14 protein-coding genes, 1 pseudogene and 1 other annotated feature are annotated in these 15834 nt (G+C 46.4%); of the genes and pseudogenes, 1 reads left to right on the top strand and 14 read right to left on the bottom strand.

Features of this window, described 5'->3' with window-relative positions:
• Positions 1-9 precede the first annotated feature (9 nt).
• The 13 genes from der to PUW25_RS17040 all read right to left on the bottom strand — a co-directional run bounded on the left by der (position 10) and on the right by PUW25_RS17040 (position 10049).
• Complete coding sequence (gene der, locus PUW25_RS16980; RefSeq protein WP_047911120.1) at positions 10-1332, bottom strand: ribosome biogenesis GTPase Der; 1323 nt, start codon at positions 1330-1332, stop codon at positions 10-12.
• A gap of 216 nt (positions 1333-1548) precedes the next feature.
• Positions 1549-2769: a 30S ribosomal protein S1 gene (rpsA, locus tag PUW25_RS16985; RefSeq protein WP_205052737.1), complete on the bottom strand. Its 1221-nt coding sequence runs from the start codon at positions 2767-2769 to the stop codon at positions 1549-1551.
• 129 nt (positions 2770-2898) lie between these two features.
• Positions 2899-3489 (bottom strand): lysophospholipid acyltransferase family protein, encoded by a 591-nt coding sequence (locus PUW25_RS16990; RefSeq protein WP_047911118.1) that lies wholly within the window; start codon positions 3487-3489, stop codon positions 2899-2901.
• Positions 3486-4190: a (d)CMP kinase gene (gene cmk, locus PUW25_RS16995; protein ID WP_047911117.1), complete on the bottom strand. Its 705-nt coding sequence runs from the start codon at positions 4188-4190 to the stop codon at positions 3486-3488. Before cmk ends, PUW25_RS16990 begins: the two co-directional genes overlap by 4 nt.
• Positions 4191-4287: 97 nt before the next feature.
• On the bottom strand, positions 4288-4521 hold the full coding sequence (locus tag PUW25_RS17000; RefSeq protein ID WP_047911116.1) for a DUF5359 family protein: 234 nt from the start codon (positions 4519-4521) through the stop codon (positions 4288-4290).
• Positions 4522-4591: 70 nt separating this feature from the next.
• The gene (locus PUW25_RS17005) at positions 4592-5245 is read right to left on the bottom strand and encodes a flagellar brake protein (protein ID WP_274337314.1); all 654 of its coding nucleotides are present in this window, start codon (positions 5243-5245) and stop codon (positions 4592-4594) included.
• A gap of 121 nt (positions 5246-5366) precedes the next feature.
• Positions 5367-6710, bottom strand: coding sequence for a germination protein YpeB (gene ypeB, locus PUW25_RS17010; RefSeq protein ID WP_047911114.1), 1344 nt, complete (start codon positions 6708-6710; stop codon positions 5367-5369).
• An 83-nt stretch (positions 6711-6793) separates the two neighbouring features.
• Positions 6794-6943 carry a hypothetical protein gene (locus tag PUW25_RS17015; protein ID WP_177178677.1) on the bottom strand — a complete coding sequence of 50 codons (150 nt, stop codon included), beginning with the start codon at positions 6941-6943 and terminating at the stop codon, positions 6794-6796.
• Between the two features lie 109 nt (positions 6944-7052).
• The gene (gene prsW / locus PUW25_RS17020; protein ID WP_274337315.1) at positions 7053-7748 is read right to left on the bottom strand and encodes a glutamic-type intramembrane protease PrsW; all 696 of its coding nucleotides are present in this window, start codon (positions 7746-7748) and stop codon (positions 7053-7055) included.
• A 39-nt stretch (positions 7749-7787) separates the two neighbouring features.
• Positions 7788-8405 carry a genetic competence negative regulator gene (locus PUW25_RS17025; protein ID WP_274337316.1) on the bottom strand — a complete coding sequence of 206 codons (618 nt, stop codon included), beginning with the start codon at positions 8403-8405 and terminating at the stop codon, positions 7788-7790.
• A 200-nt stretch (positions 8406-8605) separates the two neighbouring features.
• Positions 8606-8956, bottom strand: a complete 351-nt coding sequence (locus PUW25_RS17030) for a hypothetical protein (protein WP_047911112.1) — start codon at positions 8954-8956, stop codon at positions 8606-8608.
• 110 nt (positions 8957-9066) lie between these two features.
• Entirely contained in the window at positions 9067-9459 is a 393-nt protein-coding gene (locus PUW25_RS17035) for a hypothetical protein (protein ID WP_274337317.1), read from the bottom strand.
• Positions 9456-10049: a CPBP family intramembrane glutamic endopeptidase gene (locus PUW25_RS17040; RefSeq protein WP_047911110.1), complete on the bottom strand. Its 594-nt coding sequence runs from the start codon at positions 10047-10049 to the stop codon at positions 9456-9458. Before PUW25_RS17040 ends, PUW25_RS17035 begins: the two co-directional genes overlap by 4 nt.
• Before the next feature lie 219 nt (positions 10050-10268).
• Positions 10269-10504 (top strand) — a binding site (T-box leader).
• Between the two features lie 200 nt (positions 10505-10704).
• Here PUW25_RS17040 and serA point away from each other — a divergent pair.
• The gene (gene serA / locus PUW25_RS17045) at positions 10705-12300 is read left to right on the top strand and encodes a phosphoglycerate dehydrogenase (RefSeq protein WP_047911109.1); all 1596 of its coding nucleotides are present in this window, start codon (positions 10705-10707) and stop codon (positions 12298-12300) included.
• A gap of 89 nt (positions 12301-12389) precedes the next feature.
• Here serA and PUW25_RS17055 read toward each other — a convergent pair.
• Positions 12390-15379, bottom strand: a pseudogene (locus PUW25_RS17055) (beta strand repeat-containing protein).
• Positions 15380-15834: the final 455 nt, after the last annotated feature.

Consider the following 15834-nt stretch of genomic DNA (forward strand, 5'->3'; position numbering starts at 1 on the left):
GATTCTCTCCTAACTCTCATCAGACTTGCGCCGAGTAAATATTCTAATCGGTGTACCTTCAAAATTAAAAGCAGCACGGATCTTGTTCTCCAAGTAGCGCTCATATGAGAAATGCATTAATTCTGGATCATTCACGAATACAACGATTGTCGGAGGCTTAACGGCTACTTGTGTTACATAATTAATCCGCAGCCTTCTTCCTTTATCCGTTGGTGGCGGATTAATTGCAACTGCATCGGATACAACATCGTTAAGCAGATGCGTCTGTACACGCATAACATGCTGCTGAGAAACATGCTGCACAACAGGAAGCAATTTTTGTAAACGCTGTTTCGTTTTTGCAGACAAAAATACGATAGGAGCATACGTCATGAATAGGAAATGATCACGGATCTTCTTCTCAAATTCATGCATTGTTTTGTCATCCTTGTCGACAACATCCCATTTGTTCACAACAAACAAGGAGGCTTTGCCCGCCTCATAAGCGTACCCTGCAATATGCTTGTCCTGCTCAATAATGCCTTCTTCACCATTAATCACGATGAGAACAACATCCGCTCGTTCAATAGCACGCATCGCACGCATTACGCTGTATTTCTCGGTCGTTTCATATACCTTCCCGCGTTTACGCATACCCGCCGTATCAATCAATACATAACGTTGTCCATCTTTTTCAAACGGAGTATCGATGGCATCCCGGGTTGTACCCGCAATGTCACTGACAATCACTCGTTCCTCGCCCAAAATCGCATTAACCAGCGATGATTTCCCTACATTCGGACGTCCAATCAGAGCAACACGAATAACATCCTCATCGTATTCATCATCTTCAAGTACAGGCAGATTGTTCGTAATGGCGTCCAGCAGATCGCCAATTCCGGTACCATGACTTCCTGATACACCAATCGGATCCCCGAAACCTAATGAGTAGAACTCATAGATCAGATCGCTTCTACCGATGTTGTCCACCTTGTTAACAGCTACAATTACTGGCTTGCCTGAGCGATACAGCATTTGTGCTACTTCTTCATCGGATTGCGTAACACCTGTCTTCGCGTCACACATAAATACAATAACATCCGCTTCTTCGATGGCGAGTTCAGCCTGCATACGGATGGATTTGATAATAATATCCTCACCGTCAATCTCAATACCTCCGGTATCGATGACGCTGAAAGGCTTGCCGTTCCATTCTGCAACACCATATAGCCGATCACGGGTGATACCCGGCTTGTCTTCCACAATGGCCAGCCGGTCGCCGATGATTCGGTTAAAGATCGTTGACTTCCCCACATTCGGTCGCCCGACTATAGCCACAACGGGTCTTGCCATAAATACACTCCTCCTGTCACATCTTACGCTCATATCATAGCAAAAAATAGTTCATTTATATACATAGAACTAAAGATTCGAAACAAAACGCAGGCATTTTGATACCTTGATATCCAAAAAACACGCTTCGAACGACAATCGGCGAACCCCGGAGGGTTCGCCAATTCCATTAGCCACTATACACTGCCAGATATAAATCTTATGTTAAAGTGATAATCATTTGAATTTGCTAAGCTTGTCGCCAAAACGCTCACCAAGTGTAATACTAAGACCTTGGTTGCTCAGTGAAACGTTAGGGTTGTCAATTTCTTCACGAGGTGCATTTTTGGACTTCTCTGCACGAGGAGCTGGAGCCGGAGCTTCTTCTGTTTCCTTGATGCTCAAGCTAGCACGTTGTTCTGCAGTGCTCAATTCCAAAATTTTCACTTGCACTTCTTGACCTTCTTTAAGCACTTCATTCGGAGTTCCGATATGCTTGTGAGAGATCTGGGAAATATGAACAAGACCCTCTACGCCTGGAGCGATTTCTACAAACGCACCAAATTGTACGAGACGTTTAACAACACCAGACACGATATCACCCGTGTTAAATTGTGTAGAAGCCGTTTCCCATGGACCTGGTTGAGCTGCTTTGATGCTGAGGCTGATCTTGCCTTTCTCAGGATCTACTTTCAGAACCTTAACATTCACTTTATCGCCTTCAGAAAGGACATCAGCTGGTTTATCCACATGATTCCAAGCAATCTCGGATACGTGAACCAGACCATCAACGCCGCCTACATCAACGAATGCGCCAAATTGAGTCAAACGCTGTACGGTTCCTTCGATCTCTTGGCCCTCTTTCAGCTCAGCGATCACTTTTTGTTTGTTCGCTTCGAATTCAGCTTCCAATACATCTTTTTGGGAAAGGATAACTTTGTTCGCTTCACGATCAAGCTCTTTAACTTTAACGCGAAGTGTACGTCCTTTGTAGTCGCTGAAATCTTCTACGAAATGGCGTTCTACCATAGACGCCGGGATAAATCCGCGTACGCCTACGTCTGCTACCACGCCGCCTTTAACAACATCAGAAACGGTAACTTCGAATACTTCACCAGATTCAAAGTGTTTCTCAAGCTGTTCCCATGCATTTTCGCTGTCGATTGCACGTTTGGACAGAACAAGTCTTTCTTTCTCATCATCAATGCTTACAACCTTGCATTCTACCTCTTGGCCTACTTGTACAGCATCGCCAATGTTATCCACATGCAGGGAAGAAAGCTCGCGAACTGGAATCACACCGTCATATTTATATCCAATGCTTACATAAGCCTGGTTATCCTCCAATTTGACAATGGTTCCTTTAACAGTATCCCCTTTTTTCAAAGATACGAATGAATCCAGCTCATCTTGGGTTGCTGCTTCTGTTACTTCTTGATTTTTAATCTCTTCCGACATATCAATACCCTCCTCAATTCAAAAACCCCATTTATTTAAACCTGCCATGGCAGAGTTCAAAACATGACTGCATAAACCTGATCTTTCGTAGCTTTCCATAAAATATAATGAATCATGCATCTACGTTTATTATGGCTGAGAAGGTACTCCCGTCTTGGTCATCTCGTCAATCTTGGACATAATCTTCTCTGTAGCCCTTTCCAGCGCATCACCTGAAGGATCATCTTTGAACTCATCAAGATTCACAGGTTTACCATAAACAATCTTCATCTTGCGGAACAGCTTATATTCACCGATGATTGCGGCCGGCACCACTGCTGATCCACTGCGCAAAGCAAAGCTGGCTGCTCCCTTCTTGCCAATTCCTCCATCATTGTTACGGCTTCCTTGTGGAAAAATACCGAGCACTTGTCCGTCTCGCAGTATGTTAAGGGCCGTCTTGATCGATTCCTTGCTGACGCCTCCACGCTTTACAGGAAAAGCACCAACAGCCTTAAGAACCGGGCCGAGCACCGGAACATCAAAAAGCTCGCTCTTCGCCATAAACCTTACCTTGCGTTCAATCTTAATCCCAAGTGTAGGCGGATCGTAATTACTGATGTGATTACAGCATAACACCACTCCACCGTCTCGGGGAATATTTTCTCTACCTACAGCTTCTAAACGGAATAATACTGTATAAATGAATCTCAGCAAACCCCGACCGATTGAATAAATCATAAATCGACCTCTCTCCCGACTTCGTAACAGCGTGACACAATATGCTCAACAACTTCATCAATACTCATCGAAGTCGTATCTAGTACGATGGCATCATCTGCTTGACGGAGTGGAGAAATCTCCCTTTCCTGGTCAAGCTTGTCCCGAGCAGCAATATCTGATTCAAGCTGTTCCAATGTCAGATCATCGGTCTTCTCCAATTCATTGAACCTTCGAAGTGCACGTTCCTTAACGCTGGCAGTCATAAAAATCTTCACTTCTGCATCTGGCAACACGGTAGTACCGATGTCTCTGCCATCCATAACCACTCCTTTACGGAGTGCCATAACTCTTTGCAGTTCAACCAGATGCGTTCTCAAATCTTCAATCTGAGAATATAGAGACACAATCCCGGTTACTTCTCTTGATCGGATAGGTCCTGACACATCTTCACCGTTAAGAAGTACTTTCTGCCCATTCGCATCCGGGACAAGCTCTATGCTGAGCTCCCGTAAGTGCTTAAGAACTGAATCTACATCTTCTGGTTCAATTTCATGGCGAAGCATATAGTAGGTAACCGCTCGATACATAGCTCCGGTATCTACGTATATGTATGAGAGTTCACTCGCCACTCGTCTGGCCACAGTACTCTTTCCCGCACCTGCCGGACCGTCAATAGCCACATTCAATTTCCCGTTCTCTGCTGCTTTCTGGCTTGTCAACGGGCCATTCCTCCTCAAACTTAAGCCTCAAGAAAAAAGCAGGCATTGCCTGCGACGTGAAAATTATACCACACAACCTAAGCTGATGCAAAAGCGTTCACTCTTCATTACCCTTAATTTCTGATCGTAAAGCGGGCTGAAGAGGAATTCCTTCCATGTCGAACACAGGGGATAATAAAGGGGCGATCCCGGGTATATGGAGCAGTATTTGAATAATAACCAACAGGGTGATTAGCACGATAATTATCCTCTTAATAACATACTCCATTTTATTGCTGAATTCGGCGAACAGCTTCTCATATTCCTGACTAACTTCTTGATCGCGGCTCATCTGCAGTCCCTCCGACTTTGAGTTTGGTAAATTATGCCCTAAGGGAGATGAGCTTATTCCATGGCTTCATTTATCTTCCACGAAAATCCAGTTGTCGCTCGAAACAGTATTTAATTATTTTTTGGCGCTCCATATCTGTGATGCTTATGAACTCTAACATGACTAAACGTCGTCCGCTTTCGAGTTCTTGAATTCTTACCACTGCAGCTTCAAAGGGAACATGTTCAATCTCGCCATTCTTATAGGGAAGCAATAACCAGCACGACAGACTCTGTCCTTGTTCTACGCTGTAGCTGCTGTGTTCGAAGAAGGAAAGTCCTCCCCCGCTTACATCGTCTGTGTGGGCCAGGAACCTTGTGAAGTCATGCTTGAATTTGACAGCGAGCTCCAGCTTCGCCTGAACGCGTAAATAATTACGGCGCTGAATTTGAGATATTTCATCTTTTGAAGGTCTGCGTATCTTGATGAGTCGAATAACATCCTCTTTAAATCCGGTTACATATGTATTAAAAAAATGCTTAACTCCGCCTTCCGTCACAAAGCTAGCCGCCAGTTCATCCCCTATTCTCAATCTGTGCAAATATTTGCCCTCAAGCATAGGAACTTCCATACTAATAAAATCTTCTTCAACCTCTGCGATTCTTGACTTGTATTCCAGCTTCTTTTCTTTGTCCTCTGTTGAAGGGATTTGAACATATAACACTTCATTCACTTTCGGATTCAATGCCAATCTCCACCTTAGAACTTATTCATAACACTAAGGGATATTATACCATGTGATGAAGATCATACGTATATGCAAATAAGCTCCTCTCTTTACAAGAGAGAAGCTTATATTAAGAACACTATAAGCGGTTGGTTTGTCCTGGGACAACCTCAACTGCTTCTTCTATACCTGTATCGCTGTTCAGGTAGATCCGATACTGCGAACCATTGATTTTGCCCACAAACTGATAGCACATCACTTCATCGCTGAACTCATTTTTAATGAGCGCCTTACGTACCATACTGACTTTAAAGTCAGGATTCAGCTTCGCCTTGGCATCCTTCATTTTCATTTTCGGTGCAGGGAATTCCCGATCCTCTTGGTGTTCATTCAGAAACTCTGTTGCCTGTAGACCAATAACTTCGCCATTGTCGAGAGCGACACGCACCGTAATTTTTTCGGGATATACCAGTACATCCTCATGCTGACGAACATAAGTGAAGTTCCCAAGATTATCGTATTCGTTGTAAGCAACCGCCTCCATCTCGCGATAGCCCTTCTTCTCCAGAAATTGATCTGCCTTATTCATTGCCGTCTCTCGGTCGACCTTCTTCGGACCCACTTCTCTCTCATCATTGTAAGAAATGAGCAAACCACCGTCAGCTGTAAAATCCATACTTACTTTATGTCCATTCGATTGAACGGCAGAAGCAGTATAAGATCTGTGATCTGTACCCTTCCCGTTCTCGGTCACTTGAATCTCTTCCTGATTCAGATCAGCGAATTTTTGTGCTTTGCGTTTAACATCGGCAGTGGTCACCGGTACACCGTTCAATTTGCGGACCTGGCGCTGTTCATACAAGCTCGATACCGAAGGCCCCCATTCAAGCGGTGGATATTCCCCGACTTTTTTATTGACCGAGCGGAATCCATCCACAATTCCATTTTTCACTTCTTTATCACTCGTCATCGCCATTTCAGCATCCGACCACTTCAAGTGATCATTGAGTACGCTCATTTGTACATTATCCAGATCTTTGTTAATCTCTTCCGTATTTTTGTACAAGGTTTGCAAGTTCTTTTTCTCTTCATCCGTCAGCGGATTTTTGGTTAAATCACGAATTGATGCTTGGTAAGCAAACTTGGAAATGCGAGATAGAAGCTCCTCTGTTTCCGTAAATGGAAGTGTTCTGATTGGAAGCTGCGCGATTTCGTTCTGTGCCTCACTACTCAGTCTCCAAACATTCATGAGTCCCTTACGATGCATCCCCTCAGATGCAGAGCTGACCGCAAGTGTATTTCCCAGCTCGGAGTGAATCCGGTCCATATTATAGGATAAGTCGTGAAACGCTCTTTGATAATGATTCTCGGATTGAACCATGACGCTGTTCTTTTGCTGGTTTAGCTGATATCCCCAGATGATAGCACCTATGAGCAGCACTGTCATAATAGGAAACAGAACCGAGCTTATTCGTCTGTACATCTTAATCGTTACTCCTTCCTTCAGGTAAGATGACCTTATTGTGACAAGAAGAAAGGAAGCTTATGCATCATCGTGCTTAAAATTCAAATTACGTCTTCTTCAATCTCAAACCGATCTCGATTATCACAAATGCATTGCTTGAAGCCGGTTTCGATCTTTCCACGTTCCTTCTTCCCCCGAAGCACAAATCTTTCGCCACACTGCTTGCAGCGGATTCTCACCTTTACTCTCATCAATAAGCCGCCTTCCTCAGCACATTTGAATTCATGTAGACAACAAAAAAACACACTCGTTGTAAGCAGCTATAAAACTGCTTGAATACAACAAGTGTGTCCATATAAATTACAGATTAACCTCTTCTTCTCGCTTAACGAATCGAAACGGAGAGCGATTGTTTGCCCGGTATACCTTGCCCATCCCACCATACCAGAGAATGACCATAATGGGAACAATAGACCAATACCAGCCTCCGCCCTTATTCAACACAATGTCATATATCGCATGCCAGAATATTGGCAAGGTGAGGGACATGGCGAGGAATTTGTTCCTAAGTTTCTGGGAGTCAGAGAATTTGGCTCTGCCTGTGTAGTACCCCATAATAACACCGAACATCGCATGTCCCGAGACCGGTAATAGAGCACGAAACAGCATAAGTCCAAATGAGGCATTTCCAGCCCATGAATACAATACATTCTCTACTGTAGCAAATCCAAGTGATATGGCTACTGCATAAAGGATGCCATCATATGGTTCGTCAAACTCTGTGTGGTGAAAAATAAAATGAAACATAACGAGCCATTTAATCACTTCTTCCACACCAGCTGAGATGAGCCCAGCATGAAGGTATGGATTATGACCAAGCCATAGTTCAAGACCCCGCTGGATAATCATAATTGGGAATACGGTCAGCATACCGAAAAAAAACATCCGAATAACGATATGATGCGGCTCTGCATCGTAACGGTCTTTGAGATAGAAATAGGTCAGCAAGGCGAGTCCCGGAGCAATTGCTGCGGTTAAGACCGAAAACAGAAGCACCGTTCATCCCTCCAAATTGTTTTCCTTAACATTTATTTATTATGCGTCATTACGTTTAAAATGCTCGCAAATTGTGGCGATCGCATTCTCCGCCATTACCAGCTTCCCATATTCCTGAAGGACTGCCGTCGTTACGGAGCTGCCTTCTCCAAATTCAGCAAGCAGAGCAATTAACGCACCGTGCTGCTCTGAGTCAACTTCATCCGGTTCAAGGTGCAGGAACCATTTGTCCTGATAATGATACAATCGACCGGCTCCAGTCACTTTATTGCGAAGCATATGAGCTGCTTCAATTAGAACTTCAAAATCCTTGAAAGTGTACATAACGGAATCACTCTGCTCCAGTGTCACTTCCATTTCGTAAATTTCATCCGCGATGTCATCTTCATGCCCTGCGCCATAACGTTCGCGATCATATTTCCCTCTGGTCACAATAACGACCATTCCTTGAGCAGGCAAAGCAAAAACCTCAACAGCTAGTGGGCCTGTAGCATCAAATCCAAGTTCTGTATATGCTTGATCCATCATTTCTGTAAACAGTTCGTGAACTTTAGGCTCCTCTTGCCACATATCTTCCTTTTGGATGCCTCGCTCGCTTAAATCGTCAAAAGTAAGGAAAATCCGTATCTTATCGTGGCTTAAGCGTTCTATTTTCATACAGGATCCTCCCCTTGTATCTGCATGTGTTATAAATAAAATATGTTGCTAATTCGTGTTGTGTGCTGAAAATGGATTATGTAAGTATGTTATCATTTTATACCCACAATTGCACGCAATAAAAATGATAAAAAAAGAATCATTAGCAGCCCTTTTGAAAAAAGGATCTGTAATGATTCCATGTCAAATCCCTTGCTTTTTTACACGCCTGGAATCACGGTATGTGATTCTTTAAGCACTTGCTCGACTTCTTTCTTAACATCAGGGTTTGATCGAATAAAGGATTTGATCAAGTTCATGTTCTCTTCTCTTTCTTTCGGTGAAACCTGCTTCTTTACAACAGTGCTTTTTGCATCAATGACATGTGAGTCAATTCCTGCTTTGCTCAGCATGCTTTCCATACCAGGAAAGGTCATGTCCATCATCTTTTCCTTCGTGTTGTTCAGCATTCTGCGGGCATCCTTAGATGTAGGCATGTGTACATTTCTAGCGAGCAGCGAGCTTGCGACAGCACCCAGTGTAATACCGAGCAGAAAAGAAGATGTTCTCATTTTGATAAAAACCTCCTTGTATGATTAATGCACATCTATTGTTCGCTTATGGCGACAAACTCATGCGTAATAAATACAGGAAGTTCTTCAAATTGATTAGAACTTATAAGTCATAACAATGTACGAAGCGGCGGTGCGCCAATGATCCCCCAATATACAAGAGCTCCAGTAAGCAGTATAAATATGATAATGAGTGAATTTACAAACCACTTGCTTAGACGTACTCGCTGCGAAGGAAATAAGTCCGATCTTGTAGGGAGAGTTTCTGCTTCCTGTATTTGTTGCGATGATTTTTTTGTATTTGGCTGCTGTTTCTTCTGCACTCTTGATAATGTAGCAGGAGCAGAAGCTGCCTTCTTTGATGAGTTGTGCTTTCTGCTCTGCGCCTTGTTATCACTGCGAGCCTGTTTATTAGGCTGGTGATGATCCTTCTTGCTTCGCTGCTTGGTTTCTCTCTTTTTACGATGGCCGTAAGTTTCCGCCCTGCTAAGTTGATTAGTCATTTTCCCCTCCGAAAACGAATGGCGAGTCCGGATATCAAATCAATTAAGAAATGGCACAATATTGGGGCCCATAGTGTTCCGGATTGCTCATAGATGTATCCCAAACCATAACTTGACAAGAATACCCAACCGGTTGGAAGCCAGTGATTAAGGTATCTGAAGTGAATCAATGCAAAAATAATGCTTGTCCAATATGGACCAAAGGCATGCTGTATTGCTCCTCTGAACAATAATTCCTCACAGACAGAGACAATAGCAGCTATACATACAATATGCCAAATCGGCCTGTTCTGAAACAGCATGTTATTAATTCCACCATCATCCATGCTGTCCTCGGGCATGAAGGATGATAAGAGAAAGTCAATGATAAGCATAACCGCAGCGAGCCCTAGGCCGTATATGACGAAGGTCCACCCGTCCGGTAATGCAAGGATATCAAGCGGATTACGCTTCTGAAAAAAAATCCATACCAGTCCGATGATTAGGGTAAGTCCCTGTGTCAAATACAAGTTGATAAGCAAAAGGCGATCTGTCAGTTGATGAGGCTCTATCCTTTGCAACTTAAATTTCCTTCGCTGTTGTTTCTTCATTATCGCCTCTTCTTACTCCTATTCTAGAAATTGTATAATGAACAATTGTGGTCTAATTAAATGATAGCCAAAATAGATGAGAGATTCAAGAAACACATCGGAAGAGCTGCCAAAGCCAGAGGCAAATCGACGTATAACGACGTTCAACTTGATTAGTGCATCAACTATTGACATGGTGATGTAACCCATGATACATTATGAAAAAATTCAATATGAATGCGAAATACGAAGACGGAGAGAAGGCCCGGGTAATATAACAGAGAGCCGATGGCAGGTGGAAATCGGTAATTAATCGGAGAACCTTTAGCACTCCTGAGTTATTGCATTGAACGTTAAGTAGATGCAATCGAATGATTCCCGTTAAGAATTCGGTCATATATGAATGACCAATGAGGCTTTTGCTTGTGAGAGCAATCGCGAATTAGGGTGGTACCACGACAACTCTCGTCCCTTACTACGGAGATAGTATGAGGATTGGGAGTTTTTTTGTGTATCCAGAATATTCCCACGAAGTGTACATCCTTACAGCATCACACTCTATTACTGCGACGCATTACTATTTTACCGAGTTTATGAAATGGCCCTGCTCAAATGTTATATTAGAGCGCCGCTTCTTAATCTATATTAGTTACAACGATCAAGGAGGAAGAGATTCATGTTAAAAGTATTGGTATCTGATCCGATCAGTGATCTGGGAATTCAGCAGCTGGTGGATGCTGAAGATGTGACGGTTGACAAGAAAACGGGACTTAGCGAAGAGGAGCTTGTACAAATTATCGGTGACTATGATGCCCTTCTTGTCCGCAGTCAGACAAGAGTAACACGTAAGATTATGCAGGCAGGAGTTCGCCTGAAGGTTGTTGGGCGTGCAGGTGTAGGGGTCGATAATATTGATTTGGAAGCTGCTACGGAAAGAGGAATTATCGTTATTAATGCACCTGACGGCAATACAATTACCACTTGTGAGCATACCTTCGCAATGATGATGGCTCTGGCCAGACATATTCCCCAAGCTTATGCCAAGACCATTAACGGGACCTGGGACCGCAAGACCTTCCTTGGCGTTGAGCTAAGAAACAAGACGCTTGGCGTACTCGGCATGGGCCGAATCGGAAGCGAAGTCGCGAAGAGAGCAAAAGCGTTTGGTATGAACATCCTGGGCTATGACCCATTCCTTACACAAGAGCGTGCTGAGAAGATGGGAATCACGCTTGCTACTGTGGATGAAATTGTGCGTCAGGCCGACTTCATGACGGTGCATACACCACTGACACCTGAAACCAAGCATATGATTGCCCGTCCTCAATTCGAGGTTATGAAAAGAGGCATGCGTATTATTAACTGTGCTCGCGGCGGGATTATAGATGAAATGGCACTCGTTGAGGCGGTTGACGAAGGGATCGTGGCAGGAGCTGCTTTTGACGTATTTGAAAGCGAGCCTCCTCAAGCGGATCATCCTTTCTTGACTCATCCCAAGATTATTGTAACTCCGCATCTAGGGGCATCCACTGTTGAGGCGCAGGAAAATGTAGCAATCGATGTATCGGAGCAGGTGCTCCACATTTTGCGTAACGAACCGTTCAAGAACGCGGTTAATATGCCTCCTGTTGCAGCAAGTGTCATGAATGTAATCCAGCCTTATTTCAAACTGGGTGAAACTCTGGGTAGTTTTGCTGCTCAAATCTCTAATGAAGCTGTTCAAGAGATCCATGTTGATTATGCAGGAGAATTGTCAGAGGTGGACACTCAGCAGCTGACGCGTTACATTTTGAAGGGGATTCTTGAACGCCATCTTGGAAGTGAAGCGAATATTGTTAATTCCCTGCATCTTGCCAAGACTCGGGAGATTAATGTAGTTGTATCTCAAGCACCTCGTACGAAAGGATTTACAAACCTGATTACCGTTACGCTCAAAAATCAGAAAGAACAAGAACGTCGTATCGCTGGAACCTTACTTGCGGGATATGGCGAGCGGATCGTAAGACTTGATCATTTCCCTGTCGACTTCGCACCGGAAGAGCATCAGATCTTCATCTCGCATAATGATAAACCGGGTATTATCGGCCGGGTTGGTACTCTGCTTGGTGAGAACGATGTTAACATCGCATCCATGCAGGTAGGACGGAAAATTGTGGGTGGAGCAGCCATCATGATCCTGACTGTCGACAAGGAAGTTCCTAAAGAAGTCCTTGGGAAGCTCACTCAGCTGCCTGAGCTGAACTCTGCCAAAGAAATTATTCTCAAAAAATAGGACTAAGCTATCGTATTCATAGATTAAACAGTAAGAAGAGCTGGCCAATCGGCCAGCTCTTTTTCAATCGGATCTAACCTCTAATTTAGTTACGAAATACGATGAATGGACCAGACAATTCCTGGAGTACCTGCTCCACCAAGATCCAAAGCAACAGCTAACCCATTGGCTGCGTAGAAGAGTCCTATAACGTCCCCTGCTGTAAGCTGGACATCTCCTGTAAGTGTGACGGTTCCATTTCCAAGAATAGCTCTTAAAGTAAGAAGCAAAGCGACGTTAACGTTGAGAACAGGGAACAAGCCACTAATCAATGGTGTCGTTGTTGGAGAGGTTCTTTGTACTACAAATGCGGGATTAACTCCTGCTCCTAAGGATATAGAGAGCGCTGCGGTAGTAGAATAATTGATCGTCGCATTAATCGTATAACGACCTGTTGTCGGAACCGTAAAGTTTCCTGTAACCTCATCAAATGTCGCACTATCATAATAAGGCGTTGTAACCGTCCATCCTGCCAATTGAGTACTAGCTGCAGTCGACAGCGCAGGAAGAAATGCTGAGAATCCATCTGTACCTACAATTGTCCCTGTGGCCCCGGTAATTCCGGTAGCTCCCGTCAGACCTGTTGCTCCAGTTGTACCCGTTAAACCAGTGGCTCCTGTCCCTCCGGTCGATCCCGTCAGTCCTGTGACTCCTGTAGCTCCAGTACTTCCTGTGACTCCTGTATCTCCAGTACTTCCTGTGGCTCCGGTAGATCCTGTAGATCCGGTAGATCCTGTAGATCCTGTGACTCCCGCTGTTCCTGTAGCACCTGTCGGTCCAGTCGATCCCGTCAGACCTGTGACTCCTGTAACTCCGGTACTTCCAGTGGCTCCCGCTGTGCCTGTGGCACCTGTCGGTCCAGTCTCTCCTGTCTGTCCGGTAGATCCTGTAACTCCGGTACTTCCTGTAGCTCCCGCTGTGCCTGTGGCACCTGTCGGTCCAGTCGATCCTGTCTGTCCGGTAGATCCTGTAACTCCGGTACTTCCTGTAGCTCCCGCTGTGCCTGTAGCACCAGTCGGTCCAGTCTCTCCTGTCTGTCCGGTAGATCCTGTAACTCCAGTACTTCCTGTGACTCCCGCTGTTCCTGTGGCACCCGTCGGTCCAGTCTCTCCTGTCTGTCCGGTAGATCCTGTAACTCCAGTACTTCCTGTGACTCCCGCTGTTCCTGTGGCACCCGTCGGTCCAGTCTCTCCTGTCTGTCCGGTAGATCCTGTAGCTCCGGTACTTCCAGTAACTCCCGCTGTTCCTGTGGCACCAGTCGGTCCAATCTCTCCTGTCTGTCCGGTAGATCCTGTAACTCCGGTACTTCCTGTGACTCCCGCTGTTCCTGTGGCACCTGTCGTTCCAATCTCTCCTGTCTGTCCGGTAGATCCTGTAACTCCGGTACTTCCAGTGGCACCCGCTGTGCCTGTGGCACCCGTCGGTCCAGTCTCTCCTGTGAGACCTGTAACTCCCGTGACTCCGGTACTTCCTGTAGCTCCCGCTGTTCCTGTAGCACCTGTCGGTCCAGTCTCTCCTGTCTGACCTGTGATTCCCGTCGCTCCCGTAATGCCTGCTCCGGTCGCACCAGTACTTCCAGTTACCCCGGCTCCTGCTAACAGCGTGTAATCCGGTGACGTATCTGTCCGGTAGATCCTGTAACTCCGGTACTTCCTGTGACTCCCGCTGTTCCTGTGGCACCTGTCGTTCCAATCTCTCCTGTCTGTCCGGTAGATCCTGTAACTCCGGTACTTCCAGTGGCACCCGCTGTGCCTGTGGCACCCGTCGGTCCAGTCTCTCCTGTGAGACCTGTAACTCCCGTGACTCCGGTACTTCCTGTAGCTCCCGCTGTTCCTGTAGCACCTGTCGGTCCAGTCTCTCCTGTCTGACCTGTGATTCCCGTCGCTCCCGTAATGCCTGCTCCGGTCGCACCAGTACTTCCAGTTACCCCGGCTCCTGCTAACAGCGTGTAATCCGGTGACGTATCTGGTGTGCCGGTTGGTGCCGCCACGTTCGTGATATAAGTACTGCCGAGGTACGTAACCACCTGACCTGCGGGATATCCGGGTGCCGCCAGTGGATCGAATGCTACAACTCCACTTAGCCCTGCTCCTGTGGCTCCTGTAGTTCCTGTTGTTCCCGTTGCTCCCGTAATGCCTGCTCCGGTCGCACCGGTACTTCCAGTTACCCCGGCTCCTGCTAGCAGCGTGTAATCCGGTGATGTACCCGGTGTGCCGGTTGGTGCCGCCACGTTCGTGATATAAGTACTGCCGAGGTACGTAACCACCTGACCTGCGGGATATCCGGGTGCCGCCAGTGGATCGAATGCTACAACTCCACTTAGCCCTGCTCCTGTGGCTCCTGTAGTTCCTGTTGTTCCCGTTGCTCCCGTAATGCCTGCTCCGGTCGCACCGGTACTTCCAGTTACCCCGGCTCCTGCTAGCAGCGTGTAATCCGGTGATGTACCCGGTATGCCGGTTGGTGCCGCCACGTTCGTGATATACGTACTGCCGAGGTACGTAACCACCTGACCTGCGGGATATCCGGGTGCCGCCAGTGGATCGAATGCTACAACTCCACTTAGCCCTGCTCCTGTGGCTCCTGTGGCTCCCGTGACTCCTGTGATTCCCGTCGCTCCCGTAACGCCTGCTCCAGTCGCACCTGGACTGCCCGTTACCCCGGCTCCTGCTAGCAGCGTGTAATCCGGTGATGTACCTGGTGTGCCAGATGGTGCTGCCACATTTGAGATATACGTACTGCCGAGGTACGTAACCACCTGACCTGCGGGATATCCAGGTGCTGCCAGTGGATCAAATGCCACTACTCCACTTAGCCCTATTCCTGTGGCTCCCGTGACTCCTGTGATTCCCGTCGCTCCCGTAACGCCTGCTCCAGTCGCACCTGTACTGCCCGTTACACCGGCTCCTGCAAGCAGCGTGTAGTTCGCTGATATACCTGGTGTGCCGGTTGGTGCCGCCACATTCGTGATATACGTACTGCCGAGGTACGTAACCACCTGACCTGCGGGATATCCAGGTGCTGCCAGTGGATCAAATGCCACTACTCCACTTAGCCCTGCTCCTGTGGCTCCCGTGGCTCCTGTGACCCCTGTTGTTCCCGTCGCTCCCGTAACGCCTGCTCCTGTCGCACCTGGACTGCCCGTTACCCCGGCTCCTGCTAGCAGCGTGTAGTCCGGTGACGTGTCTGGCGTGCCGGTTGGTGCTGCCACTTTCGTGATATACGTACTGCCGAGGTACGTAACCACCTGTCCTGCGGGATAACCTGGGGCCACAAAGGGATCATACGTAATTACTCCACCTAGGCCTACCCCAGTTGCACCTGTCGAACCTGTAGCTCCAGTTGCACCAGTTTGACCAACACTTACGAGAAGCGTAAATTCAGGTGAAAATCCGGGTATACCTGCTGGGTTCGCTGTGTTTACAATATATGAGCTTCCTTCAAAAGTTACAATTTGACCGGGCTCATAAGCACCAGAATCCACTGGATTAAAATCAA

Source organism: Paenibacillus urinalis, from assembly GCF_028747985.1.
In the GTDB taxonomy this organism is placed as follows: domain Bacteria; phylum Bacillota; class Bacilli; order Paenibacillales; family Paenibacillaceae; genus Paenibacillus; species Paenibacillus urinalis.

Excerpts from the sequence above, each read along its gene's own strand:
- der (WP_047911120.1), bottom strand. The coding sequence starts at position 1,332 with ATGGCAAGACCCGTTGTGGCTATAGTCGGGCGACCGAATGTGGGGAAG.
- rpsA (WP_205052737.1), bottom strand. The coding sequence starts at position 2,769 with ATGTCGGAAGAGATTAAAAATCAAGAAGTAACAGAAGCAGCAACCCAA.
- PUW25_RS16990 (WP_047911118.1), bottom strand. The coding sequence starts at position 3,489 with ATGATTTATTCAATCGGTCGGGGTTTGCTGAGATTCATTTATACAGTA.
- PUW25_RS17000 (WP_047911116.1), bottom strand. The coding sequence starts at position 4,521 with ATGAGCCGCGATCAAGAAGTTAGTCAGGAATATGAGAAGCTGTTCGCC.
- ypeB (WP_047911114.1), bottom strand. The coding sequence starts at position 6,710 with ATGTACAGACGAATAAGCTCGGTTCTGTTTCCTATTATGACAGTGCTG.
- PUW25_RS17015 (WP_177178677.1), bottom strand. The coding sequence starts at position 6,943 with ATGAGAGTAAAGGTGAGAATCCGCTGCAAGCAGTGTGGCGAAAGATTT.
- PUW25_RS17025 (WP_274337316.1), bottom strand. The coding sequence starts at position 8,405 with ATGAAAATAGAACGCTTAAGCCACGATAAGATACGGATTTTCCTTACT.
- PUW25_RS17030 (WP_047911112.1), bottom strand. The coding sequence starts at position 8,956 with ATGAGAACATCTTCTTTTCTGCTCGGTATTACACTGGGTGCTGTCGCA.
- PUW25_RS17035 (WP_274337317.1), bottom strand. The coding sequence starts at position 9,459 with ATGACTAATCAACTTAGCAGGGCGGAAACTTACGGCCATCGTAAAAAG.
- PUW25_RS17040 (WP_047911110.1), bottom strand. The coding sequence starts at position 10,049 with ATGAAGAAACAACAGCGAAGGAAATTTAAGTTGCAAAGGATAGAGCCT.
- serA (WP_047911109.1), top strand. The coding sequence starts at position 10,705 with ATGTTAAAAGTATTGGTATCTGATCCGATCAGTGATCTGGGAATTCAG.